General features: G+C 71.7%; 23 protein-coding genes. 11 read left to right on the plus strand and 12 right to left on the minus strand.

Going from position 1 to position 24,898, the window contains the following annotated elements; all coding sequences use genetic code 11:
* Positions 1–86 precede the first annotated feature (86 nt).
* Together ACILSK_RS05205 and ACILSK_RS05210 are read left to right on the plus strand one after the other, a co-directional pair.
* Positions 87–1,061, plus strand: a complete 975-nt coding sequence (locus tag ACILSK_RS05205) for an asparaginase (RefSeq protein WP_395726061.1) — start codon at positions 87–89, stop codon at positions 1,059–1,061.
* A 122-nt stretch (positions 1,062–1,183) separates the two neighbouring features.
* Positions 1,184–1,426 (plus strand): DUF3073 domain-containing protein, encoded by a 243-nt coding sequence (locus ACILSK_RS05210; protein WP_395726062.1) that lies wholly within the window; start codon positions 1,184–1,186, stop codon positions 1,424–1,426.
* An 88-nt stretch (positions 1,427–1,514) separates the two neighbouring features.
* Here the strand turns inward: ACILSK_RS05210 and ACILSK_RS05215 are convergent, their stop codons facing one another.
* On the minus strand, positions 1,515–2,516 hold the full coding sequence (locus ACILSK_RS05215; protein WP_395726063.1) for a magnesium transporter CorA family protein: 1,002 nt from the start codon (positions 2,514–2,516) through the stop codon (positions 1,515–1,517).
* 176 nt (positions 2,517–2,692) lie between these two features.
* Between ACILSK_RS05215 and ACILSK_RS05220 the strand changes: the two genes are divergently transcribed.
* Entirely contained in the window at positions 2,693–4,069 is a 1,377-nt protein-coding gene (locus tag ACILSK_RS05220) for an MFS transporter (protein WP_395726064.1), read from the plus strand.
* The gene (locus ACILSK_RS05225; RefSeq protein WP_395726065.1) at positions 4,066–5,304 is read left to right on the plus strand and encodes an MFS transporter; all 1,239 of its coding nucleotides are present in this window, start codon (positions 4,066–4,068) and stop codon (positions 5,302–5,304) included. Before ACILSK_RS05220 ends, ACILSK_RS05225 begins: the two co-directional genes overlap by 4 nt.
* 15 nt (positions 5,305–5,319) lie before the next feature.
* Here ACILSK_RS05225 and ACILSK_RS05230 read toward each other — a convergent pair whose 3' ends face one another.
* Positions 5,320–5,916, minus strand: a complete 597-nt coding sequence (locus tag ACILSK_RS05230) for a TetR family transcriptional regulator (RefSeq protein ID WP_395726066.1) — start codon at positions 5,914–5,916, stop codon at positions 5,320–5,322.
* 95 nt (positions 5,917–6,011) lie between these two features.
* Between ACILSK_RS05230 and ACILSK_RS05235 the strand changes: the two genes are divergently transcribed.
* Positions 6,012–6,917, plus strand: coding sequence for an oxidoreductase (locus ACILSK_RS05235; RefSeq protein ID WP_395726067.1), 906 nt, complete (start codon positions 6,012–6,014; stop codon positions 6,915–6,917).
* Here the strand turns inward: ACILSK_RS05235 and ACILSK_RS05240 are convergent.
* The 4 genes from ACILSK_RS05240 to ACILSK_RS05255 form a co-directional block, all read right to left on the minus strand.
* Positions 6,891–8,009, minus strand: coding sequence for a winged helix DNA-binding domain-containing protein (locus ACILSK_RS05240; RefSeq protein ID WP_395726068.1), 1,119 nt, complete (start codon positions 8,007–8,009; stop codon positions 6,891–6,893). The genes ACILSK_RS05235 and ACILSK_RS05240 overlap by 27 nt on opposite strands.
* 94 nt (positions 8,010–8,103) lie before the next feature.
* Positions 8,104–9,186, minus strand: coding sequence for a phosphoribosylformylglycinamidine cyclo-ligase (gene purM / locus ACILSK_RS05245; protein ID WP_395726069.1), 1,083 nt, complete (start codon positions 9,184–9,186; stop codon positions 8,104–8,106).
* A gap of 96 nt (positions 9,187–9,282) precedes the next feature.
* On the minus strand, positions 9,283–10,833 hold the full coding sequence (gene purF, locus ACILSK_RS05250; RefSeq protein ID WP_395726165.1) for an amidophosphoribosyltransferase: 1,551 nt from the start codon (positions 10,831–10,833) through the stop codon (positions 9,283–9,285).
* A 265-nt stretch (positions 10,834–11,098) separates the two neighbouring features.
* Complete coding sequence (locus tag ACILSK_RS05255) at positions 11,099–11,503, minus strand: sterol carrier family protein (protein WP_395726070.1); 405 nt, start codon at positions 11,501–11,503, stop codon at positions 11,099–11,101.
* A gap of 107 nt (positions 11,504–11,610) precedes the next feature.
* Here ACILSK_RS05255 and ACILSK_RS05260 point away from each other — a divergent pair, with 107 nt between their 5' ends.
* A complete protein-coding gene (locus ACILSK_RS05260; RefSeq protein WP_395726071.1) occupies positions 11,611–12,264 on the plus strand; it encodes an alpha/beta hydrolase in 654 nt (217 codons plus the stop codon).
* A 127-nt stretch (positions 12,265–12,391) separates the two neighbouring features.
* Here the strand turns inward: ACILSK_RS05260 and ACILSK_RS05265 are convergent, their stop codons facing one another.
* Both ACILSK_RS05265 and ACILSK_RS05270 read right to left on the minus strand, forming a co-directional pair.
* Positions 12,392–13,177, minus strand: coding sequence for an oxidoreductase (locus ACILSK_RS05265; RefSeq protein WP_395726072.1), 786 nt, complete (start codon positions 13,175–13,177; stop codon positions 12,392–12,394).
* 67 nt (positions 13,178–13,244) lie between these two features.
* On the minus strand, positions 13,245–14,045 hold the full coding sequence (locus ACILSK_RS05270; protein WP_395726073.1) for an alpha/beta hydrolase: 801 nt from the start codon (positions 14,043–14,045) through the stop codon (positions 13,245–13,247).
* 236 nt (positions 14,046–14,281) lie between these two features.
* Between ACILSK_RS05270 and ACILSK_RS05275 the strand changes: the two genes are divergently transcribed.
* On the plus strand, positions 14,282–15,271 hold the full coding sequence (locus tag ACILSK_RS05275) for a LysR family transcriptional regulator (RefSeq protein WP_395726074.1): 990 nt from the start codon (positions 14,282–14,284) through the stop codon (positions 15,269–15,271).
* Positions 15,272–15,355: 84 nt separating this feature from the next.
* Here the strand turns inward: ACILSK_RS05275 and purL are convergent, their stop codons facing one another.
* From purL to purS, 3 genes are read right to left on the minus strand one after another with little or no spacing between them, the layout of a single operon-like run.
* The gene (gene purL, locus ACILSK_RS05280) at positions 15,356–17,782 is read right to left on the minus strand and encodes a phosphoribosylformylglycinamidine synthase subunit PurL (RefSeq protein ID WP_395726075.1); all 2,427 of its coding nucleotides are present in this window, start codon (positions 17,780–17,782) and stop codon (positions 15,356–15,358) included.
* On the minus strand, positions 17,779–18,474 hold the full coding sequence (purQ, locus tag ACILSK_RS05285; RefSeq protein ID WP_395726076.1) for a phosphoribosylformylglycinamidine synthase subunit PurQ: 696 nt from the start codon (positions 18,472–18,474) through the stop codon (positions 17,779–17,781). The genes purL and purQ overlap by 4 nt, the downstream gene beginning before the upstream one ends.
* Complete coding sequence (gene purS / locus ACILSK_RS05290; protein ID WP_395726077.1) at positions 18,471–18,719, minus strand: phosphoribosylformylglycinamidine synthase subunit PurS; 249 nt, start codon at positions 18,717–18,719, stop codon at positions 18,471–18,473. The genes purQ and purS overlap by 4 nt, the downstream gene beginning before the upstream one ends.
* A 272-nt stretch (positions 18,720–18,991) precedes the next feature.
* Between purS and ACILSK_RS05295 the strand changes: the two genes are divergently transcribed.
* A complete protein-coding gene (locus ACILSK_RS05295; RefSeq protein WP_395726078.1) occupies positions 18,992–19,561 on the plus strand; it encodes an NADPH-dependent FMN reductase in 570 nt (189 codons plus the stop codon).
* On the opposite strand, the gene ACILSK_RS05300 is transcribed toward ACILSK_RS05295, so the two are convergent.
* Positions 19,534–20,865, minus strand: a complete 1,332-nt coding sequence (locus tag ACILSK_RS05300; protein ID WP_395726079.1) for an acyltransferase — start codon at positions 20,863–20,865, stop codon at positions 19,534–19,536. The two genes, ACILSK_RS05295 and ACILSK_RS05300, sit on opposite strands and share 28 nt — an antisense overlap.
* A 93-nt stretch (positions 20,866–20,958) precedes the next feature.
* On the opposite strand from ACILSK_RS05300, the gene ACILSK_RS05305 reads away from it, so the two are divergent.
* The 3 genes from ACILSK_RS05305 to ACILSK_RS05315 all read left to right on the plus strand — a co-directional run bounded on the left by ACILSK_RS05305 (position 20,959) and on the right by ACILSK_RS05315 (position 24,750).
* Complete coding sequence (locus ACILSK_RS05305; protein WP_395726080.1) at positions 20,959–21,705, plus strand: CPBP family intramembrane glutamic endopeptidase; 747 nt, start codon at positions 20,959–20,961, stop codon at positions 21,703–21,705.
* 156 nt (positions 21,706–21,861) lie between these two features.
* Positions 21,862–22,494, plus strand: coding sequence for an MBL fold metallo-hydrolase (locus ACILSK_RS05310; protein WP_395726081.1), 633 nt, complete (start codon positions 21,862–21,864; stop codon positions 22,492–22,494).
* Positions 22,495–22,653: 159 nt separating this feature from the next.
* Complete coding sequence (locus tag ACILSK_RS05315; protein ID WP_395726082.1) at positions 22,654–24,750, plus strand: spermidine synthase; 2,097 nt, start codon at positions 22,654–22,656, stop codon at positions 24,748–24,750.
* Positions 24,751–24,898: the final 148 nt, after the last annotated feature.

Raw genomic sequence — 24,898 nt, forward strand, 5'->3', positions numbered from 1 at the left:
TGATGCCCGCGACCTGGCCACCGGCGAGAACCCGGCCACCGCCCAGAACGACCACGTCAGAGAACCGACAACCACAAGGAGAACCGTTGACCACCGCCCCGGTCGAGCTGGTCCATGTCCGCCGCTCCGGCCTGCACGAGGGCACCCACTACGGCTCGGTGGTGATCACCGCCGCCGACGGATCGGTCGAGTTCGCCCGGGGTGACGTGACCACCCCGATGTTCCCCCGGTCGTCGAACAAGCCGTTCCAGGCGGTGGCGATGCTGGCCGGTGGCGCCGACCTGCACGACGCCGATCTGGCCCTGGCCGCCGCCTCCCATTCCGGCGAACCCATGCACGTCGACCGGGTGTTCGCCATGCTCGAGCGGGCCGGGCTGACCGAGGACGACCTGGGCTGCCCGCCGGCGCTCCCCCTCAACGACACGGCGCGGGAGGCCGCGCTGCTGGCCGGGGACCGGGCCCGGCGTGTCTTCATGAACTGCTCGGGCAAGCACGCCGGCATGCTCACCGCGTGTGTGCGCAGCGGGTGGTCGACCGCGGACTACCTGGACCCGGACCATCCGCTGCAGCGCCTGGTGGTCCAGACCGTGGCCCGCCTGTGCCGGGAGGAACCCGCCGCGGTCGGCATCGACGGGTGCGGCGCGCCGCTGTTCGCGGTGTCGCTGACCGCCCTGGCCCGCGGGTTCGGCGCGGCGGCCGCGGCCGCGGCGGACACCCCGGAGCGGCGGGTCACCGACGCCATGCGGGCCTACCCGCAGATGGTCGGCGGCACCGGCCGGGACGACACCCGCCTGATGACGGCGGTACCGGGCCTGCTGGCCAAAGGGGGCGCCGAGGGCGTGCACTGCGCCGCGCTTCCGGACGGCCGCTGCGTGGCCATCAAGATCACCGACGGCGGCGACCGGGCCCGGATGCCGGTGCTGGTCGCAGCGCTGCGCACGATGGGCGTCACGCCGGCCACCCCGCAGGCGGCGGCCCAGCTCGACGAATTCGCCGTCGGCCAGGTCATGGGCGGGGGCGAGCCCGTCGGCACCATCAGCGTGCCCACCGGGCTCTTCTGATCGGAGCTGACCCGTCCGGACCCGTCGACTCGCCGGAGATGCCCTCGAGCGGGCCGGCCACACACCTGATTCCGGGGCCGCCGCTCTCGGCCGCCCCGCTTCTTACTGCAAGGGGGTCCGCCATGGGGCGAGGCCGGCAGAAGGCTAAGCAGACCAAGGTCGCGCGAGAGCTCAAGTACCACACCTCGTCGATCGACGTAAATGCCTTGCAGCGCGAACTCACCGGCGGGTCGCAGCACTATCAACCGACCCCGCCGGTCGTCGATGACGACGACGAGGACGACGATCCTTACGCTTCGTACTCCAAGTACGTGGCCGAGGAGGACGACGATCCGGTTCCGAACTACGCAAGCCGCCGTCGCTGACCACCCTGCCGTAGGACCGGGCCGACCTTCGGGTTCGTCCCGGTCCTGTCCGTTGTGGTGATGGAGCGGTTGCCGCCGATGGCGCGACCTACCACCAGCCCTTGCGCTTGGACCAGATCAGCAGGCTGACCGACATCGCCAGCATGATCGCCAGGATGACGGCGAGCTGCCCGTAGTGCGTCTCGTCGTTGACGATGACGTTCATGCCGTAGATCGACGACAGTGCGGTGATCGGCAGGGTGACCGCGGCGATCACCGCGAGCCGCTCCGCCGCGATGGTCATCTTGGTGTTGGTGCGGGCCTGGTAGAACTCGATGGTGCCGACCAGGTAGTCCTTCTGCCCGTGCGCCATGGCCCGGAGCCGAGCGAACTGGTCGACGTTGTCATCGAGCAACTCGGTCCCCCGGCCGGCCCCGAACGCCCCGATCTTGACCATCCGCGCGTAGACCTCCCGGCTCAACGAGGCCATCGTCTCGACCACCAGCAGGCCGTGCCGGGTCTGGAACATCTCCTCCAGGAACGCTTCCGCGTCCCCGAGGTGCCCGCTGGTCACCCGCTGCTCCAGCGTCCAGACCGCCTGGGTGAGCGAGGCGATAGACGCCCGCAGCCGGCCGGTGAGCGAGGACACCAGACCGTGGGACAGCTCGTAGCTGGCGGTGGGTCGCAGCCGCCCGGATTCCAGCCGGTGGATCAGCGACTGGGTCTCGACCGTCATGGCGTCCGCGGGGACCGCCGGGTTGGCCGGGCCGTGCGTGGTCACCAGGTAGTTCGGCCCGATGAACTGGTCGAGTTCGATGTAGTGCACGTGGCCGGCCGCGCCGGCATGGGGGGCGTGCAGCACCAGGAACACGTGATCGGGATACACGTGCACCTTGGGGACCTGGTTGCGCTCCCGGCAGTCCCGGATGGCCAGTGGGTGGAAGCCGAACACCTCGCCCAGGACCCGCTCGGCCTCCTCGTCCCACGAGGGGATGTCGACCCAGGTGATCCCGTCCGTACGGGTCAGCAGCTGCGGCAGCGCATCGACACCGTGCGCGGACAGCACCGTGTCCCCGTCGCCGGCCGATGTCCGCACGAATCTCACGTCCATGTACACACTCCCGATCGGGCCACGCGGATCCGGGGTCATTGCGAGCGGCCCGGACCAGTGTGCGCCGTCGCCTTGGTGACGGTCGCGCGGAACCGGGCGCGCCGATCGGGAGCCGGAGTATCAGGACGTGGCCCACCGGGATCTGCCAGTCACACGCCGAACCCGGGGAGGTGCGCATGGCGCTGTCCGGCGCCCGCCCCGACCGGGCCGCGGCCTACCGGTCCGCCCTGCGATCGAGGACGTTCCGGTTGATGGTGACCGCGCACGGCGTCGGCACCATCGGACAACTGATGCTCACCCTCGCCGTCGGCATCGAGGTGCTCGACCGGACAGGCTCGGGCGGATGGCTGTCGGTGACCATGGCGCTCGGCTTCGTGCCGTACGTGCTGGCGTCCGGCTACGCGGGGATGCTGGCCGACCGGCACTCCCGCAGTGCGGTACTCACCTGGTCGCTGGGGGTGCGCGCCGGGTGCGCGGTCGCGCTGGCGGTGGGGCTGCCGTCGGCCTGGCCCGTCCCGGTCCTGGTGGCGATCGCCGCCACGGCCGCGTTCACCGCCACTCCCGCCTATCCGGCGCTCGCCGCCGCCACCGTGCACAGCGTGCCGGACGACACGCTGCCGGCGGCGAATGCCCTGCTGACCGGGGTCGTCAACCTGACCTGGATGGCCGGTCCCGGCGTCCTGGGGCTGGTCCTGATGGTCGGGGGTGGACCCGCGACCGGGATGTCGGTCGCCGCCGGGCTGTTCGTGGTGGCCGGCCTGCTGGCCGGCCGGGTCCGGCTCGCCGGGCCGGTTCGGACCGGGCCGATCGACGGCGGCTGGTCGGCGTTGCGGGCGGGCGCCCGAGCGGTCGCCCGCGATCCGGCGATCCGGCGGCCGATGACCGTCGCGGCGCTGGACAATTTCCTGTACGGCTTCACGGTCGTGGCAATCGTGCTGCTGGCCGACGAGGCCGGGTCGGGCGCCTGGCTGGTCGGACCGGTCAACGCCGCCCTGTCGGCCGGCGGTCTGCTGGCCGTGCTGTCGGCGACCGTCGTGGCCGGGCGCCTCCGGCCGGCCACCCTGCTGCTGCTCACTGTCGGCACGTTCGCCGGATCGGTCGGTCTGCTCGCCATCTGCCCCTGGTTCGTGCCGACGATCATGCTCGCCGGCCTGGCCGGCGCGACGACGCTGCTCGCCGAGGTCACCGCGGTGACGATGGTGCAACGGGCGACCGCCCACGACTTCACGGCCCGGGTGTTCGGCGTCTACGACCAGGTCAACGTGGGTGCGATCGCCGCCGGTTCGCTGCTCGCCGGACCGCTGGCGGCCCGAATCGGGGCGGGGACGGCGATGGTGCTCGTCACATCCGGCTGCCTGGTGGCCGGAGTGCTGATGACCGCCCGCACCCGGGACGAGGGCCACCGCGGACGGCACGCCGCGGCCCCACATCGGCGGGGGCGTTGGTCCGCGCGGGCCGAGGTATCACGGCCGTCGCCGCTGCGTCCGATGGAGCACCGACCCGACCCGGGAGGACCTTTGCGACGACGCCCGGCGGTCCGGACCCGCCCATGACGACCCTGGCCGCCCGGCCCACCTACCGGTCCGCGCTCCGCTCCCGCGACTTCCGGCTGCTGCTCGCCGGTCACGGTATCGGCACGATCGCCCAGCTCGCGCTCACCCTGGCGCTGGGCATCGAGGTGCTGGAGCGGACCGGCTCGGGCTGGTGGTTGTCGGTGACGGTGGCGCTGGGCTTCGTGCCGTACGTGCTGGCCTCCGGCTACGCCGGCCTGCTCGCCGACCGGCACTCGCGCAGCGCGGTGCTGACCCTGACCTTTCTGACCCGGGCGGGCTGTGCCGCGCTGCTGGCGATCGGGCTGCCCCTGCACTGGCCGGTGCCGGTCCAGGTCGCGATCGCGGCAATCACCGCCGTGCTGGCGACCCCGTCGTATCCGGCGCTGGCCGCCGCGACCGTCCAGTGCATGCCGGACGCGCAGCTTCCACCGGCCAATGCCCTGGTCACCGGGGTGGAGAACGCGGGCTGGATGGCGGGGCCGGGTGTCCTGGGGTTGATCCTGCTGACCGGCGGCGGCCCGGCGGTGGCCGTCGGGGTGGCCGCGGCACTGTTCCTGGCCGCCGCGGCTCTGTCCGGTCGGGTTCGGCTCCCCCGACCGGACCGAACGTCCACCGACGACGACGGGCTGTGGCCCGAACTCCGCGCGGGACTGCTGTTGGTGGGCCGGGTCGCCGCGGTGCGCCGGCCGATGACCGTCGCGGTGATCGACAACTTCCTCTACGGCTACCTGGTGGTCGCGGTGGTGCTGATCGGCCAGGACGCCTTCGGCGACGAGGGGGTCGGGCTGCTGAACTCCGCCGCCGCGCTGGGCGGTCTGCTCAGCCTGGCGCCGGTCGCCCTGCTCTCCGCCCGTGTCCGGCCGGGCGGGCTGTTGCTGGCCGCCATGAGCACGTTCGGGGCGGCGGTCCTGCTGGTCGGCCTGTCCGGTTCGGCCTGGCTGTCGGCCGCTCTGGTGTTCGTCGCCGGCGGCGCATCCCTGCTCGCCGAGGTGACCGCGGTGACGCTGCTGCAGCGAGCCACGCCGGAGGCGCTGACCGCCCGGGTGTTCGGCGTCTACGACCAACTGAACGTCGGCGCGCTGGCCGCCGGGTCGCTCCTGGCCGGACCGTTGGCCGCCGCCCTGGGCGCTGGTGGCGCCATGGTCGCGGTCGCCGTGCTCAGCCTGGTCGCCGGCGTCATCGCGACCGGGCGGCTGCTGGAGCCGCGCCGCCGCGGGCGACACGCGGCGGGGTAGGAGCGCCGAACCGGGTCAGCCGTCCGGCTCGATCAGCCGGGCCACCGCCACCCGCAGGGCCTCCCGACGCCCGGTCACCTCGTCGGCGTCGACGGGGGTCGGGCCGAGCAGGATGCCGCCCTGGGCCATGCCCAGCAGCAGCGGGATCAGCCGCTGCGGGTCGATCGAGTCGCTCACCGCACCGACCCGCTGCGCCGCCACCAGCGCCTCGACCTTGCGCGCGGTCGACGCCTTCGCCTGCGGCAGGTCCTCCAACGACGACGGCCGCTCGAGGCTGTACCAGAGGCCGAGCCGGACCAGGTTCGGGTGGCTCAGGGTGAAGTCGTAGAGCCGGACGGCGTACCCGGGCAGATCGAGGGCGTCGAACGGGACCAGGTCCAACAGTTCGCCGATGATCGCCCGGACCGCCTCGTCGAACAGCCCTTCCTTGCTGCCGAAGTAGGCATAGATCCGTTCCTTGTTCGCGTCGGCGGCGGCGGCGATCCGGTCCACCCGGCCACCCGCCAGGCCCCGCTCGGCGAACTCGGCCGTGGCCGCGGCCAGGATGCGGGCCCGGGTGTCGACTGCCGAGCGGGTCGGTCGGCGGCCGGGGGCCGCGGTCGGGCTCGTCACGATTCACACGATAGTCCAACCAACTGGTTTGTTGACCGGCCCACCGAGGCCAGGCTAGGGTTGACCAACCAACCAGTTGGATTTAGGAGGTACCCATGACGGCTCCCGTCGCCCTGGTGACCGGCGCGTCGTCCGGCATCGGCGAGGCCACCGCCCTCGAGCTGCATCGCCTCGGCTACACCGTTTACGCGGCCGCTCGTCGGCTCGACCGGATGGCCGATCTGGCCGATCTCGGGGTCGTCACCGTGTGCACCGACCTCACCGACGACGGCGCGCTGGTCGATCTGGTCGATCGGATCATCGGCGAGAGCGGACGCATCGACGTGCTGGTGAACAACGCCGGCTACGGCTCTTACGGATCCCTCGAAGACGTGCCGTTGTCCGAGGCCCGCCGGCAGGTGGAGGTCAACGTCTTCGCCCTCGCGCGGTTGACCCAGCTGGTGATCCCGCACCTGCGGGACCGGCGCAGCGGGACGATCGTCAACGTCTCCTCGATGGGCGGCCGATTCGGGGAACCCCTCGGGTCCTGGTACCACGCGACCAAGTACGCCGTCGAGGGGCTCAGCGATTCGTTGCGGATCGAGCTGGCGCCGTTCGGGATCGACGTCGTGGTGATTCAGCCGGGCGCGATCCGCACCGAATGGGGCGGCATCGCCGCGGCCAGCGTGTTGGATCGCTCCGGCGACGGGCCCTACGCCGGGCAGGCCCGGTTGACCGCGAAGGTGCTGGCCGCGGGCGAGAACCAGGGGTCGTCGCCCGCCGTCGTGGCCCGGGCCATCGGTCGCGCGGTCACCGCCCGACGGGCGCGCACCCGGTACGCGGTCGGGTCCGGCGCCAAGCCGATGGTGCTGGCCGCCCGGCTGCTGCCGGCCCGCGCCATGGACCTGGTCATCACCGGGTTCTACCGGGCGGCGGCCCGGTTCGTCCCGGACCTGCCGCCGCATCGCAACCCGGCCGCAGAGCCTTCGCCGGCGTCAGACCGGCCGACCCTCCGCGGGTGACTCCGTCAACGAGGTCGGGCAGCCGAGGTACCGGCCGTAGTCCTGGACGGCCCGCTCGACCGCCCGGCGCTCGGCGGCCGACCAGTCCCGGATCGGCTCGACCTGGACGGCCGCGTCGCGGGCCATCAGCCGGTGCCGCCAGTGGCCGGCCAGCACGCCGTCGATCAGCACGGCGTGCAGGTAGTGGTCCTGGTTCAGGACGGGCAGCGCGGCGCCGTCGGGCAGGATGACCGAGCGGCTCTCGCTGTAGGACATGATCAGCTCGTCGTAGCCCTGCACCAGATCGGCCCGGGGCCGGCGCGGCACCGGCGGCACCTCCGGCGCGCCGTCTGACGGGACGAACATCGTCATCCCGTCGCGATCCTCGGGCCGGCCGCCGGCCGCCTCCAGCCCCGCCCGGGCCTGGGTGATCGTCAGGCTCGCCCAGCCGGCGAAGTCCCGGGCCGTCGCCGGAGCCCGAGCGACCATGTACCGGGCGGCCAACGCGGCCAACGCGGCCTCCGCGTCGAAAGGCCGAGCGTCCGGCGGCACCCGCTCGTCGAACGCCGCGTAGGTCTGTTGCTTGCCCGCCATCGCCCCGCTGATCAGCACCTCGTCGAACTCGGCGTGCGACAACAGATGGCCCAGCCGTTGCCCGCCGCCGGGGATCCCGGCCGCCTGAAGCGCGTCGGCCAGTTGAATCCGGGTGCGGTGCCGCCCGCCGGCAACCTCGGCCGCCAGGATGGCCTGCGAACGGTCGAGTTCGGCCCGGTCGACGGCCATTCGGCGATCGAACTGAATCATGGTCCGGCGCAGCCGCGGGCGGGTCAGCCGGAGCATCGCGCGCACGTCGCCCGGGAGCACCAGGTGCCAGGTGGGCCGCAGGACGTGCGTGCGCAGGATGTCACCGCGGTTGAACGAATCGAGCAGATCCGCCCGGTTCGGCCGGGTATCGACGCCGACCCGTTGGGCCAGCGCCCAGAGCGCGTAGGCGAACTCCTGGCCCTGCATCGCGCCGAGCCCGCGCAGCGCGGAGACGGCGTCCGACGCCCCCGTGCCCCAGAGGCCGTGCCGGTGCAGCCGGATCGGGAGGAGCGGAGCACCGGTCGACATGGATCCCATGGTGGCATCGGTTGCGGTCAGGTTCTGTCCGCTTCGACGACCGAACGCCGGGGACGGTCACTGACCGGCCGGCGCCGGCCGGTGGTCAGAACCGCGGGTGATCTCCGCACAGGGTGACCCGGTCGGTCCGGTCACCGGACTCCTCGACGGTGCCGAGCACGACGGACCACACGTGCCGGGCGGTCAGCACGGCCATCGCCCGGTCGACGTCCTCCGGGGGGAGCACGGCGACCATGCCGATGCCCATGTTGAACGCCTTCTCCATCTCGTCCCGGGGCACCCGGCCGTGGGACGCGATGTACCCGAAGACGGGCAGCGGGCTCCACGAGCGGCGGTCCAGGGCGGCGGTCAACCCGTCCGGGATGACGCGGGCCAGGTTGTTCGCCAGCCCGCCCCCGGTGATGTGCGCGTACGCATGCACGTCGGTCTCCCGCATCACCGCGAGGCAGTCCAGCGCGTAGATCCGGCAGGGCTCGAGCAGTTCCTCGCCGAGCGTGCGACCGAACTCTTCGACGTGCCCGTCCAACGGGAGGCGGGCGATGTCCAGCAGGACGTGCCGGACCATCGAATAGCCGTTGGAGTGCACCCCGGACGAGCCGAGCCCGAGCACCACGTCGCCGGCCCGGATCCGGTCGGGGCCGAGCACCTCATCGGCCTCGACCACCCCGACGCCGGTCGCGGCCAGGTCGTAGTCGTTCGGATCCATCAACCCGGGATGTTCGGCGGTCTCGCCGCCGACCAGGGCGCACCCGGCCAACACGCAGCCGTCCGCGATGCCGGACACGATCGACGCGATGCGTTGCGGTTCGAGCTTGCCGCACGCGATGTAGTCCTGCAGGAACAGGGGCTCGGCCCCGCTGGCCACCAGGTCGTCGACCACCATCGCGACCAGGTCGATGCCGATGGTGTTGTGCACGTCCATGGCCTGCGCGATCGCCACCTTGGTGCCGACACCGTCGGTGGACGAGGCCAGCAGGGGCTCGCGGTAGCGGTGCAGCGGCAGCCGGAACAGGGAGGCGAAGCCACCGATGCCGCCGACCACCTCGGGGCGGCGAGTCTTGGAGGTGAACGGCTTCATCAGGTCGACGGCGGCCTCACCCGCGGCGATGGACACCCCCGAGCCTTCGTAGGTGGCGCCGGAGCCGATCGGGTGGCGGGTGTCGGTCATGGAATTGCTCGTCTCGCTCTCGGCCCGGTGCTGCCCTCGGCCGGGTTGGTCATCCGCTCTGCTTTGAACGGTTGAGGCATGGGGTGGAACGGAGGATCACGGCCGGCTCAGTGCGTCCGCGGCCCCGTAACCCTGGGCGGCGACCGGCTCCCGGCCGTTGATGTGCGGAGGGGCGGCCACACCGCGTGCGATGCCCTCCAGGACGTGCTTGCCGATCTGGTCCGGGATGGCGATCGGGTAGTCGCCGGTGAAGCAGGCGGTGCACAGCCGGTTCTTCGGCTGCTCGGTGGCGGCGATCAGCCCTTCGAGCGAGACGTAGGACAGCGAGTCGGCGCCGATCGAGCGGCGCACCGCGTCGACGTCACCGGCGTTGGCGATCAACTCGGCCCGGGAGGCGAAGTCGATGCCGTAGAAGCAGGGCCAGCGGACCGGCGGCGAGGCGATCCGGACGTGCACCTCGACCGCGCCGGCCTCCCGGAGCATCCGGACCAGCGCCCGCTGGGTGTTGCCGCGGACGATGGAGTCGTCGACGACGATCAACCGCTTCCCGCGGATGACGTCGCGCAACGGGTTGAGCTTGAGCCGGATGCCGAGCTGCCGGATCGTCTGCGACGGTTGGATGAAGGTCCGGCCGACATAGGCGTTCTTGACCAGCCCCTGGCCGTAGGGAATGCCGGATGCCTGGGCGTAGCCGATGGCCGCGGGCGTGCCCGACTCCGGCGTCGGGATCACCAGGTCGGCCTCGACCGGGTCCTCCAGGGCGAGCCGGCGGCCGATCTCGACCCGGGAGGCCTGCACGCCGCGGCCCGAGATCGAGGTGTCCGGGCGGGCCAGGTAGACGTACTCGAAGACGCAGCCCTTGGGGGTGGGCGCGGCGAACCGCTCGCTGCGCAACCCGTCGGCGTCGATGGCCAGCAATTCCCCCGGCTCGACCTCGCGGACGAACGAGGCGCCGACGATGTCCAGGGCCGCGGTCTCCGACGCGACGACCCAGCCCCGGTCCAGCCGGCCCAGCACCAGCGGGCGGACGCCGTGCGGGTCGCGGGCCGCATACAGGGTGTGCTCGTCACAGAAGACGACGCTGAACGCGCCCTGCAGGTCGGGCAGCAGTTCCATGGCCGCGGCCTCCAGGCCGGCGTCCGCCGAGCGGCTGGCCAGCAGCCGGGTGATCACGTCGGAGTCGGTGCCGCACTTGCCCCGTCCGGCCCGCCCGGGAAGCGCGGAGACGCGTGCGGCCAGCTCCACGGTGTTCACCAGGTTGCCGTTGTGGCCCAACGCGATGCCCGACCCGACGTCGGTGATGGCGAACGTCGGCTGGGCGTTCTCCCAGGTCGTGGAGCCGGTGGTGGAGTACCGGCAGTGGCCGACCGCGATGTGCCCCACCAATGAGGACAGCGTCTGCTCGTCGAAGACCTGGGAGACCAGGCCCAGATCCTTGAACACGACGATCTGGGATCCGTCGGCGACGGCGATGCCGGCCGCCTCCTGGCCGCGGTGCTGCAGCGCGTAGAGCCCGTAGTAGGTGAGCTTGGCCACATCCTCGCCCGGCGCCCATACACCGAAGACGCCGCACTCCTCGCGGGGCGACGGGTCACGTTCGGGATCGAGCGCCGGATCGAGGGCGGCGGTGGGGTCGCCGGTTCCGATGTGCCGCACCGTCGGCAACGGCAGGGGCGTGGGTGCGGACCGGGTCGCGCGCGCAGGCGGGCCAATGACCACGTAACCGTGCTCCTCTGATGAACGCCGTGAGCGGGAACTGTTCGAGGGAATCAGCGGTACCCCACTGTACCTGGTTGGGCTGGGGGTGTTTCGCGTCGAACCACCCGCGGCGCCCCCCTTCCCGCGCGGATCAACTGCGCCGGCGCGGACGAACTCGCCGGGTGTGTGACCGGTGTGACAGGTGCGCACCACTTCAGCCGCGCGGCCCGGGCGGGTCGTCGAGCCCGACCTCGGCGGCCCGGTCGGCCAGCGGCAGCAGCAACGACAGATCGGCCCGGGTCCCGCTGGCCGTGACCCGCCCGTCGGCCAGGGCGTCGTCCCAGGTCGTCGCGCCGGTGACGAGTCCGATCCAGGTGGCCGGGTCGGTCTCCACCACGTTCGGCGGGGTGCCCCGGGTGTGGCTCAACCCGCCGACGGCCTGGACGGCGGCGAACGGGGGCACCCGGATCTCCACCGCCTTGCCCGGGTGCTGCTGGGCCAGCCACCGCAGGCTCGCGCGGACGGCCTCCGCGGTGGTGGCCCGATCCGGATCGGGCCCGGCGGCGTCGATCGCCGCGAGCGCGGCGGCGAGCTGGCGACGGGTGACGGTGCGGGCCATGGTCGGCAGCGTAGGCGGCCCGTCCGGGACCCGACCTGGACCCGAGCGGGACGCGACCGCCGGCGCACCACCCATCCGGCCCAGCCCCGGCTCCGGATACTCGTGGTGTGAAGGTTCAACGTTCGTCCGGCGCGATGCTGTTCCGTACGTCGGCGCCGCGCGACCCCCGGTTCGCGGTCCTGGTCCTGCACGGCGGTTCGGCCGACTCGACGGCAGCCGTCGGCCGCTGGAGCCTGGCCGCGCTGCGGCTGTGGCCGGTCGCCCGATCCGTCGCCCGGTCGATGCCCGGCGCCGCGGTGTACCGGCTGCGCAATTCCGTGCGCGGCTGGAACGGCGACGGCGCGGCCGTGCTGGGTGACGCACACTGGGCGCTCGACCGGATCACCGCGACGCACCCCGGCGTCCCGCTGATCGCGGTCGGGCATTCGCTGGGCGGTCGGGTGTCGGCCCACCTGGCCGAGGCGGGCGCGGTGGCCGGCCTGGTCGGGCTCGCCCCCTGGTTCAAGCCGGACGACCCGGTGACGGGGCTGCGCGGGGTACCCGTCGCCGTGGTGCAGGGCACCCGCGACCGGATGGTCCCTACCCCGTCCACCGAGCCCTGGCTGGCCCGGGCGCAGGCAGCCGGAGCGGTGGTCCGACGCTCGGTGGTGGACGGCGGCGAGCACGCGATGCTGCGGCACTATCGCCGGTGGGACCGGCTGACGGCCGAGTCCATCGGCTGGGTGTCGGACACCACGCAGCACTGCGTCCGCACCCGTTGAGCCGTCACGCGCGCACCTCCGGCCGCGGGCGCCGGCTGACGTCACTCCCCAGGAGCGAACCCGTCGCCCGGGTCGACCAGGAGTTCCGTTCGCCCGACCGGAGCTACCGGCCGCCCGTGGCCGGACGTCACAGGGTGGTGACCAGACCGCCGTCGATCGTGACGTCCGTCCCGGTCATGTTGGCGGCGCGGTCGCCGGCCAGGAACGCGACCAGCTCGGCCACCTCCTGCGGCCGGGTGAACCGCCCGGTGACGCTCCCGGCGGCGGCTTGGGCGGCGACGGCGGCCGGGTCCGCCCCGGTGGCCGCGGCGATGGTGGCCGCGACGCCGCCGCTGCCGAGCCAGAGGTCGGTCGCGACCGGACCCGGGCTCACGCTGTTGACCCGGATGCCCTGACCGCCGACCTCCTTCGACAGGGCCTTGCTGAAGTTTGTCAGGGCCGCCTTGCCGGCGCAGTAGTCGATGACGGCAGGGTCGGGCAGGAAGGCGTTGACCGAGCCGACGTTGACGATGCTGCCGCGCCCGGCGGCCAGCATGGTGGGCAGCACGACCCGGGTGACCCGCACGGCGGCCAGCAGATTCAGGGTGAGCGAGGCCAGCCACTGCTCGTCGGTCACCGAGAGGAAGCCACCCGGCCGCGGCGTGACCGCCCCGACGTTGTTCACCAGGATGTCCACGCCGCCGCGGGCCAGCGCCGCGGCCAGCAGGGGCTCGGCCGCATCGGTCCCGGCGAGGTCGACCGCGACGAACTCGACCCCACCCGCGTCCGTCAGGTCGGTCAACTCGGCCGAGGTCCGCCGGGCACCCGCGATCACGTGGGCGCCCTGGGCGGCCAGGGTCCGGGCGATCGCCACCCCGATGCCCCGGCTGGCACCGGTCACGACGGCGACGCGGCCGTCCAGGTCGCCGCTCACCCGGTCACCGGAGCCACCCGCGTTACGCCACCGGCACCGTCCCGGGGCCGGGTCGACCGGCCCGTCGTCACAGCCCGCACCCGCGCAGCCACTCCAGGACGGCGTCGGCCACGTCCTTCCAACCCCGGTCGATGGTCAGCGAGTGGCCACGACCCTCGAACTTCTGCAGGTGCGTCACCGCCGTGGAGTCGCGGTACCGCTTGAAGGTCGAGTTGGTGACGACGTCGGGCACGGTGTGGTCGGCGGTGCCCGAGATCAGCAGCAGCGGGCCGCGGGTCTGGTTGCCGGTGTCGACCGCGGCCTGCGAATGCATGACGAAGTTGGCTGCGGCGGCCTGGAACAGCGGACGAGCCGGTGACGGGATCGTCCACGCCCGGAACAGCTCCGACGACTCCTCCTCGGTCAGCGCGTTCCCGAACCCGTACCGGAACTCCTTCTCGGTCAGCGTCACCGAGCGGTGCAGGTTCGCCGGATTGCCCAGCGCCGGCAGGCCGGACCGCAACTGGGCCAGCGGGAGCGGCAGCACCCCCTTGATCTGCGCCGGATCGATGGCCACCCCGGCCGCCCCGATGCCCTGACCCAGCAGCTTCTCGGTGATCAGGCCGCCGAAGGAATGGCCGATGATCACCGGCGGGGTGGGCAGCTCCTTGATGATCTCGGCGTAGTGGTCGGTGACGTCGTCGATGCCCAGGTTCGCGACCAGGTCGGGTTGCTCGCGGGCCTCGTCGACCGTCGCCGGTTCGCCCGGCCAGCCCGGCGCGATCGGGTCGTACCCGGATTCGCGGAACAGGTCGATCCACGGTTGCCAGCTCGTGGCGTGCAGCCACAGGCCGTGGATGAACACCACCGGGGTGCCGGACGGGGTCATGGGCGTCCCTTTGCTGATGTGGGGGTGGCTTCCCGGCCGGACGGCGTGCGCGCGCGTCGAGCCGACGGCAACGCGGGTCCTCTCGTTGCCGGATTCCACCCAACACCAGGCCACCGGCGCCGTCCAAGATCCGCCGGGACCGGATTGATAACCCCGACGGCCTTTCGGCGCCGGATGGCGGGCTACCGTGGGGCGCGCGGTCGGCCGCCCGTCCCGGACGACCCCTGGAAGGCGTCATGGACCTGGACCTGCGACTGGTGCGCTACTTCGTGGCCGTCGCCGACGAGCTGCACTTCGGGCGGGCCGCCGCGAAGCTCTACATCAGCCAACCGGCCCTGTCCAAGCAGATCCGCCGGCTGGAGGAGCAGGTCGGCGCTCAACTGCTGGTCCGGGACACCCGGCACGTCACCCTCACCGCGCGCGGGCAACAGTTCCTGGCCGAGGCGCGGCGGCTGCTGGCGATCGCCCGGACCATGCAGCAACCGGCCCGGGCGAACACCGTGCGGATGGCGCACGTGTTCGAACTGGACACCAGCCGGGAGGTCGCGGACGCCTACGCCGCGCGGTTCCCGGACGTGGCCCTGACCGAGCACGCGTTGGACAGTGCCACCCAGTTGGAGGCTCTGCTCCAGTACCGCCTCGACGTCGCGATCCTGCGGATCACCCCCCGCATGCTCGTCGAGCATCCCGCCGGCTGGGAACACCGCCTGCTTCGGCTGGAGCCGTTGGTGCTGGTCGGCGGGGACGCTGACGGCAAGTCCGGGCCGGGTACCGCCTCGCTGCACGACGGCCCACTCGACGTCTTCGGTGACCCGCCCGAGTCGGGCAGCTACAACGCGCACGGGGACTTTCTGAGCGCCGCGGAACGGGACCTGGGCCTCGAATTGCGCTGGCTCGGCACGCCGGGGGCATTCAGCCACTGTCTGGCCCGGGTCACCCGGTCGGCCGGCCGCAACCGTTTCCTGGAGTTTCACAGCTACGCCAGCCGGTACGCCGAGCATGGTTTCGCCCTGCGCTGGCCGCGGGAGGCCCAGCCCTATTACCCGTGGTCGCTGGCCTGGCGGTCCGAGCCGCCGACGTCGGCACTGGCCGAGTTCCTGCGGGTGGCCCGCGCCGAGTCCGCCGGCCAGGGGTGGCTGCACCCCGCCCCGGCCGCCGCCGGCCCACCCTGGCTGCCCCCCGACGACCCGGTCCGACGCGAGGACGGGTTCGCCGGCGGCCGGTGAGGCTCATGGCTGCTCGGCCGGGACGGCCCCGGGGGACATCGGGCCGTCCGACGCGACGCGATGATCCCCGGGCGCCGGGACCGGTCAGCCGAACAGCGCCGGCAGGGTCCCCTCGAACGCCTCACGCAGCTCGGCCAGGGCGAACGTGGCCACGCCCTGGATGTCCAGCCGCTGCTCGTCCGGGGCGCCGGTGTCGCCGCGGTCGACGACGCCGATCTTGACCAGCGGCTGCTGCCGCACCGAGCACATCTCGGTGAATCGCAGCTCTTCGGTGCGCGGCACGGCGACCACCACCCGGGCGGTCGATTCGGCGAACAGCAACCGGAAGGCGTCGGCGGCTACGTCGTCGGTGGGCAACACGATCCGCGCACCGGACTCGCCGGACAGGCACATCTCGACCAGCGTCTGGATCAGGCCGCCCTCGGACACGTCGTGCGCGGCCGAGATCATGCCGTCCCGGGACCCGGCGACCAGGATCTCGCCCAGCGTCCGCTCGGCCTCCAGGTCGACCGCCGGCGGGCGGCCGCCCAGGTGCCCGTGCACCACGTCGGCCCAGGCCGAGCCGTCGAACTCGTCCCGGGTCTCGCCCAGCAGCAGCAGGGTCTCGCCGGTGTCCTGGCCGATACCCGGGATGGTCCGCCGGCGGACGTCATCGATGACGCCGAGCACGCCGACCACCGGCGTGGGCAGGATGTTCACCCCGGCGGTCTGGTTGTAGAGCGAGACGTTGCCGCCGGTGACCGGGATGCCCAGCTGCGCGCAGCCGTCGGCCAGACCGCGGACGGCCTGCTCGAACTGCCACATCACCGCCGGGTCCTCGGGCGAGCCGAAGTTCAGGCAGTCGGTGACGGCCAGCGGCACGGCGCCGGTCGTCACGACGTTGCGGTACGCCTCGGCCAGGGCCAGCTGCGCGCCCGCGTACGGGTCGAGCAGGGTGTACCGGCCGCTGCAGTCGGTGGCCATCGCCAGGCCGCGCTCGGTCTCGGTGGGGTCTTCTGACACCCGGATGATGCCGGCGTCGGCCGGCTGGGCGAGCACCGTGTTGCCCCGGACGTACCGGTCGTACTGGTTGGTCACCCAGGCCCGCGAGCACAGGTTCGGCGAGCCGATCATCCGCAGGATCAGCTCGCGCAGCTCATCGGTGGACGGCCGGGCCAGCGATGCGGTGGTGTCGGCCTGCAACGCGTCCTGCCAGTCGGGCCGCTGCACCGGCCGCCGGTAGACCGGGCCGTCGTGCGCGACGGACCGCGGCGGCACGTCCAGCACGATCTCGCCGGCGAACTCGATGGTCAGCCGGTCGCCGTCGGTGACCTCACCGATGACGTCGGCCTGCACCTCCCACTTGGCGCAGACGGCCAGGAACTCCTGCACCTTGTCCGGCGTCACGACCGCGCACATGCGCTCCTGCGACTCGCTGGACAGGATCTCGGCCGCCGTCATGCCCTCGGCGCGCAACGGCACGTCGTCGAGCACGATGTGCATCCCGCCGTCGCCGGCCGAGGCCAGCTCGGAGGTCGCGCAGGACAGCCCCGCGCCGCCGAGGTCCTGGATGCCTACCACCAGGCCGGCGTGGAACACCTCGAGGGTGCACTCGATCAGCACCTTCTCCGCGAACGGGTCGCCGACCTGGACCGACGGCAGCTTCTTGCGCGCCTTCCCGTGGCCGGAGCCGGACTCGGAGTCACCCGCGAAGGTGTCGGAGGCCAGCACGGACACCCCGCCGATGCCGTCGAGGCCGGTCCGCGAGCCGTAGAGGATGACCTTGTTGCCGGTGCCCGACGCGTGCGCGGTGTGCAGGTCCGAGGCCCGCAGCACGCCGATGCAGGCCGCGTTGACCAGCGGGTTCCCCGCGTACGACGGGTCGAAGATGACCTCGCCGCCGATGTTGGGCAGGCCGAGGGAGTTGCCGTAGCCGGAGACGCCGGCGACCACGCCCGGCACCACCCGCTGCGAATCGGCCGCGTCGGCCGGGCCGAACCGCAGCTGGTCCATCACCGCGACCGGCCGGGCGCCCATGGCCAGGATGTCGCGGACGATGCCGCCCACACCCGTCGCCGCACCCTGGTACGGCTCGACGAACGACGGGTGATTGTGCGACTCGATCTTGAAGGTGACGGCCCAGCCGTCGCCGATGTCGACGACGCCGGCGTTCTCGCCGATGCCGGCCAGCATCTTGGCCTGCATCTCCGGGGTGGTGGTCTGCCCGAAGTAGGCCAGGTGCACCTTCGAGGACTTGTACGAGCAGTGCTCGGACCACATCACCGAGTACATGGCCAGCTCGGCGTCGGTCGGCCGCCGGCCCAGGATCTCCCGGATCCGGGCGTACTCGTCGTCCTTGAGCCCGAGCGCCCGGTACGGCTGCTCGATCTCCGGCGTGGCGGCGGCCCGGGCCACGGTGTCCAGCTCGGGACCCTGGTCGACCAGGTCGACGGCGCCGACCGGGTCGGTGATGTCCAGCAGGTCGGCCTGGGTCGGACGAGCCGGGTGGGCCACCTGATCCTGACTCGTCATGCGGACACCCCGATCGCGTCCAGCACCGAGTAGAACAGCCCGAGCCCGTCGTCGGTGGGCCCGGTGAGCGGGTCGATGGCGTGCTCGGGGTGCGGCATCAGGCCGGCGATCCGGCCGTCGGCCGAGCAGATCCCGGCGATGTCGCGCATCGCGCCGTTGGGGTTGCCCTGGTGCGGACCGTCGCCGACATACCGGAACAGCACCCGGCCCTCGCCCTCGAGCTCGTCGAGCACCGCGTCGGCGGCGACGAAGCAGCCCTCGGCGTTCTTCATCGGCACCAGGATCTCCGCGCCCTGGTCGAACCGGGACGTCCAGGCGGTCGCCGAGTTCTCCACCCGCAGCCACTGATCACGGCAGATGAACCGCAGGCTGGCGTTGCGGATCAGCGCGCCGGGCAGCAGCCCCGCCTCGCACAGGATCTGGAAGCCGTTGCAGATGCCCAGCACCGGCATGCCGGACCGCGCGGCGTCGACCACGGACCGCATGACGGGCGCCTGCGCGGCGATCGCGCCGGCCCGCAGGTAATCGCCGTAGGAGAAGCCGCCGGGCACGACGACCGCATCCACCCCGCGCAGGTCGGCGTCGGCGTGCCAGAGCGCGACCGCCTCCGCGCCGGAGTAGGTCACGGCGCGCGCGGCGTCGACGTCGTCCAGGGTGCCGGGAAAGGTGATGACGCCGATCCGGGCGCTCACCCGGCCACCTCGGCCAGGCGGGTGACCGTCCACGTCTCGATCACCGGGTTGGCCAGCAACGTGCCGGCGATCTCCTCGAGCTCGGCGTCGGTGACGGAGTCGTCCACCTCGAGGTCGAAGTGCTTGCCCTGGCGGACCGCGGTGATCCCGGCGTGCCCGGACCGGCCGAGCGCGGCGAGGATCGCCTTGCCCTGCGGGTCGAGAATCTCCGGCTTGATGACGACATCGACGGCCACGCGAGCCACGACATACCCCCAAGGGTTCGGCGTTCGGGACGGCCGCACACCGGGGCCGCGGCGCTGCGGCTCGCGAACCTGACCCGGTTCGGCCGCAGTCGAGCTTAGTCGGCCCGACGGGTTCGACCGGCACCGTACGGGCAGGGGTGCGGGAGGGGACGACAGAAGGGTGAACGGGGCAGGACGGAGCGTGACCATCGCCATATGGACGGCGGAATGTTGACACGTCATCCTTAGTTGAGACTTCATATATGAGCCCCGCAAACAAACCAGGAGTTCCGATGAGCACCCTGAAGATCGTCATTGCCTCCACCCGCCCCGGTCGCCTGGGTGAGCCGATCGGGCATTGGTTGGCCGATCGGGCCCGTGAGCAGGCTGCGTTCGATCGCGTGGAGATCCTGGATCTGGCCGAGATCGATCTGCCGATGTTCAACGAGCCGCACCACCCGCGGACCGGCACCTACCTCCACCCGCACACCAAGGCCTGGTCGGCGGCGGTGGACGAGGCGGACGCCCTGATTTTCCTCTCGCCGGAGTACAACGGATTCCCACCGGCGACGCTGATCAACGCCGTCGATTACCTGCACGCCGAGTGGACCGGTACCCCGTTGGGCGTGCTGACCTACGGGGCCGGCGGCGGCGGGGCGCGCGCCCGGGCGCAGCTGGAGCTGCTCGGCAGCTACTTGAAGATGCCCGTTGCCCAGGCGAACTTCGGCCTGGCGAACGTGTTCGGGCAGGTCGTCGACGGCCACTTCACCCCGACTGCGGCCGATGACGAGGCCGCGTCCGCGCTCGTCGACGAACTGGGTGCGCTCGCCCGGGCTCAGGAACTGGTCGGCGAAGCGGCCTGACGACGCGGTCCGTCGTCGGCGTCTCCGGCCGGCCCGGCCGGCGTGCGGTGGACCGGCCGGTCGCCCCGACGGGAGCGGGCCGGCTGCGGCCGGGGGGTGTCTCCGCCGTCGCCGACCTCGTCGTCTTCGACCGGGAAGATCCGCGGCGGCGGCGCGGTGGTCTGGGTCTCCCAGCGGCGACCGAACAGATAGATCACCGGCAGGGTGGCCAGCAACGGCCCGATGACGGACACCGGCCGCAGCAGCCACCACATCAGCGTCGGCTCCACGGCCTCGGTCTGCGGGCCGAAGATGGACCATTCCACGCCGCGGGACAGCGCCATGCCGGTGGTGTGGAACAGGAACAGTGGCAACGCGAACCGGGTGAACACGGTGGTGGCCTTGGCGAAGGCGCCGCCCTTGCCCAGCGCGTGCAGGACGGCGGGCCGCAGCAGCTCGGCGACCCCGACCTGGAACACCATCAGCGCGACGATGCAGACGGTCGGCGGCGCCATGTTCGAGTCCTCGCCGGGCACGCCCACCATCGAACCCGGGTAGAGCCCCGAGAACACCAGACCGACCAGCGCGAACAGACCGGCCGCGGTCATCACCTTGGCCTGCTGGCGGAACCGCGGCGCCTGATAGGCCCAGTCCATGCGGCCGTCGGCATACCTGGGCGCTGCACCGACGCCGGAGATCCGGTCGTAGAAGTAGCCCAACTGGAAGCAGAAGCCCCAGACGAAGATCATGTTGATCCACTCGATGCCGGGGATGTCCACCCGGAAGCGCAGGATGTCCACGATCACCGCGAGGCCGGCCAGCACGACCAGCACCAGCAGGTCATAGCGCCGGTGCAGCCACACGGTGAGCGGCATCAGGCAGACCAGCAGCAGGTAGACGGCCACGAACCACAGCGGCGAGAGCACCATGAGGATCGCCTGCCAGGCCCACTGGATGTCCCAGACGCTGGTGACGATGATGCCCAGCACGATCCAGGTGCCCATCAACGCGGCGCACGGGATGGCCAGCGACTTGGCCTGCCGGAGTGCGAAGTGCACGAGGCGCTCGCCGCGCGCCGCGGCCCGCTCCCACGCCTTGAGATGCACGTAGGCACCGATGTAGAAGAACAGCGGCATGACCTGCAACAGCCAGGTCAGGATCCACAGGCCCGAGGTGAACCCGAGCGGGCTGGTCGCGTACGGACCGTTGTCGTTCCACACCAGGATCGTGAACGACCAGTGCCACAGGATGACGATGAGCAGGGAGAAGGCACGTAGGAAGTCGGCGTACGGGTTGCGTTGCACGCGCTTGACCGGACTGGCCATCGGGCACCTCCCCTCCTCGACTCACCGGTCGGTGTGACCTGCGACCGAGCTGTTTCCATGGTGCGCCTGCGGGATGAGGTCCACGATAGAAGGATGAACACCGCAGTTCAGCCGCGACCCGCGGTCCGCCACCACCGCGCGCGGCGTCGGCGGCTGATCGCCCTGGCCGTGGCGATCGTGCTGCTGGTGATCAGCAACATCGTCGCCAATCGGGTCATCCCGCAGTGGGCCTACGTGCCCTGGAACCTGTCCGTGGCGATGCTGCTGCTCTACATCTCCACCCGGGGCGGCGCCGGACCGGTGGCGATCGGACTCAGTATCCGGCACTGGCACCGACCGGTCGGCGTCGGACTGCTCCTGGTCGGCGGCACCGCGCTGGTGTTCGCGCTGGTCATGATCATCCCGGCCACCTCGGGGGCCTTTCTGGACAGCCGGATCGGCGGGGCGAGCCTGCCCATGATGCTGTACGCCGTCTTCGTCCAGATCCCGCTCGGCACCGTCGTCCTGGAGGAGATCGCGTTCCGCGGGGTGCTGCCCGCATTGATGGGCGCCGCCCCGGCGATCCGCTGGCGGTGGGGCCCGGTACTCGGCGCGTCGGTCCTGTTCGGGCTGTGGCACATCCTGCCGTCGATGGGCATCGGCCAGGCGAACGCCGCGGTCGGCGGGACGATCGGCACGAATCCATGGATCACCACCACGGCCGCGGTGGTGTCGATGATCGCCGCCGGCGTGCTGATGTGCGTGATGGCCCGGCTCGGCAAGGGCATCAAGACCACGATGCTGCTGCACTGGGCGACCAACTCCCTCGGCTTCTTCGCCGCCTGGCTGCTCCTGCAGTAGCCCCCCATCGCAGTTGATCATGGTGTCCTGGCCGTGTGGCGGGCCGGCGAAGCGGCCGGCAGGCCATGATCAACACCGGTCGCGGCGGGGGCATTCGGAGGCCGGCGGCGGTGCCGCCTCACCGGGCGGTTCCCGGGGGCATAGCCTGGCCGCACTATGCGGATCACCAAGTACGGCCACTCGTGCCTGCACATCGTGGACGAGCAGGCCAGCATCCTGACCGATCCCGGTGTCTTCTCCGGGCCGTTCGAGCGGCTCACCGAGCTGACCGCGGTGCTGCTCACGCACCAGCATCCCGATCACGTCGATCCGGAGCGGCTCACGGCGGTGCTCGCCACGAACCCCGACGCTCCGGTGTACGCCGACCCGGACACCGTTGCCGCGCTCGCCGAGCACGGCATCGAGGCGACCGCGGTGCAGACCGGCGACGTGCTGGACGACCTGGGCACCCAGGTGCAGGCCTGGGTGGTCGACCACGCCATCATCTACGGAGACCTGCCCGGCATCACCAATGCCTGTTACCTGGTCGGTGACCGCCTCTTCCTGCCCGGCGACTCGTTCACCCTGCCGGGCCGGGACGTCGACATCCTGGCACTGCCGGTCTCGGCACCGTGGATGGCCGTCAAGGAGGCCATCGACTACCTGCACGAGGTGGCGCCCGCCGTCGCGGTGCCGATCCATGAGAAGGTGCTGGCCAACCCGGCCATGGTCTACGGGTTGATCGACCGGCTGGGACCGGAGGCCACCCGCTGGGTGAACCTGGACGACGGCCAACCGCAGGAACTGTGAGCGAGGCTTGCCGAGCGAACCATCACCACCCGAACGACCGTCGTCTTCGGACCGCCGAGCGCGCGAGGCGGTCCGGAACGGGGGTCGTGCACGATCGACCACTCCTCACCCCCTGAAAGCAGCCGGCCACAGCCTTGCGGGGCCGGCGGAGGATCTCGGATGACGGACGCCGACCAGGAACCCACCGCCAACACCGGCGGCGACGCCGCCGCGGCCACCACCTCGGAGCGACCCGGACGGATGTGGCTGCGTCGACGTACCGACGAGGCCCCGGAGAAGCCCGACTACCGGGTGGTCCGGCGGCTGGTGCTCGGTTCGGCGCTGATGCTGTTCCTGGAGCTGGCGCTGATCCGCTGGCTCGGCGCCAACGTCGTGCACCTGAGCTACTTCTCCAACTTCGTGCTGCTCGGCTCGTTCCTGGGCATCGGCCTGGGCTTCCTGATCGCCCGGCACCGCTGGTCGGTGCTGCCCGCCGCGCCGATCATCCTGGCCGCGTTGGTCATCCTGGTGTTCCTCGAGCCGGTGACGATCGACCGGGCCGGCGACGACGTCATCTACTTCACCTCGCTGCACACCTCCGGGCCGCCGGCCTGGGCGGTGCTGCCGGTGATCTTCGTGCTGGTCGCGGCCTGCCTGGCCGGACCGGCCGAGGCCGTCGGCCGGTGCTTCCCGCACCTGCGCCCGTTGACCGCGTACCGCTGGGACCTGGTCGGCTCCCTCATCGGCATCCTGAGCTTCACCGCCATGTCGTTCCTGCGCGCACCGTCGGTGGTGTGGGGGATCGTGGTGACGATCGGCTTCGTCCTGCTGATCGACGGCTGGAAGCGCTGGCTGTCGGCCGCCTGCGGGCTGGCCATGGTGGCGTTCCTGCTGGTCGAGACCCTTGCCCCGGGCATCTCCTGGTCGCCGTACTACAAGGTGCACACCGAGGACCGGGTGCTGGCCGACGCGCCGATCACCGACATCTCGGTGAACGGGGTGCCCCACCAGATCATGCGACCGGCGCAGGTGCGGCTGGCCGAGGAGGCCCAGTACGGACTGCCGTACCAGCGCTCGCCGCAGAACCCGCTGCGGAACGTGCTGATCATCGGCGCCGGGTCCGGCTCGGACGTGGCGATCGCGCTGTCCAAGGGCGCCCAGCACGTGGACGCCGTCGACATCGATCCGCGGATCATGGAGATCGGTGTCGAGAAGAACCCCGACCATCCGTACGCCGACCCGCGGGTGACCCGCTACGTCAACGACGGCCGGGCGTTCCTGGAGACCACCGACAACAAGTACGACCTGATCCTGTTCGCCCTACCCGACTCGCTCGCGCTGGTCACCGGGGCGTCGCAGATCCGGCTGGAGAGCTTCCTGTTCACCGAGCAGGCGCTGACGGACGCCCGCCAGCACCTGACCGACGACGGCATGTTCGCGATGTACAACTACTACCGCGAGGACTGGCTGATCGACCGGCTGGCCGGCACCGCGGCCGCCGCGTTCGATCACACGCCCTGCGTGGACAAGGTCGGTGGCGGGCAGGCCGTGGTCAGCGCGGCGTTGAACGAGTCGAACCAGTCGTGCGGTGAGGCCTGGGTGCCGGCCGGCGCGGTGATCGCGCCGGCGACGGACGACCGGCCGTTCCTGTACTACCAGGGCGGGTCGATCCCGGCGATCTACCTGTGGACGCTGGGCGGCATCCTGCTGATCTCGCTCATCGCGGTCCGCGCCCTGGGCGGGCCGTTCCGGGCAATGCGGCCCTACGCCGACCTGTTCTTCATGGGTGCGGCATTCCTGCTGCTGGAGACCAAGAACATCGCGACGTTCGCGTTGCTGTTCGGCACCACCTGGGTGGTCAACGCCATGGTGTTCGCCGGGGTGCTGGTGATCGTGCTGGCCGCGGTGGAGACCACCCGACGATTCCGGACGCCACCCCTGCCGCTGGTGTTCGTCGGGATCGCGGCGTCGTTGGCCGTCTGCTACTTCGTCGAGCCGGACTGGCTGCTGACGCTGCCGTTCTGGCCCAGGCTGATCGTCGCGGTGCTGCTCGCGTTCATCCCGATCTACCTGGCCAACGTGGCCTTCTCCAAACGGTTCGGCGCCTCGGACGACTCCCGCGCCGCATTCGGGCTCAACCTGCTCGGCGCGATGCTCGGCGGCACCATGGAGTACCTGGCCCTGCTCACCGGCTACCGCAACCTGCTGCTGATCGTCGCCGCCCTGTACCTGTGCGCGTTCCTGCTCGCCCCCCGCAAGGGCCTGGTCACCGTCTGACCCCCGGTGCACCCACCCTCCCCTTGCCGCGCGGATCATCGACGCCGGCGCGGATGAAATCGCACTCATCCGTCCCACCCGTCACATTCGGGGTCGGATGACCCGCGCGGTTGTCCACACTGCGGCCGGTCACATCCGGCGGGCCGGT

Origin of the sequence: Nakamurella sp. (assembly GCF_044224575.1) — a bacterium.
In the GTDB taxonomy this organism is placed as follows: Bacteria; Actinomycetota; Actinomycetes; order Mycobacteriales; family Nakamurellaceae; genus Nakamurella.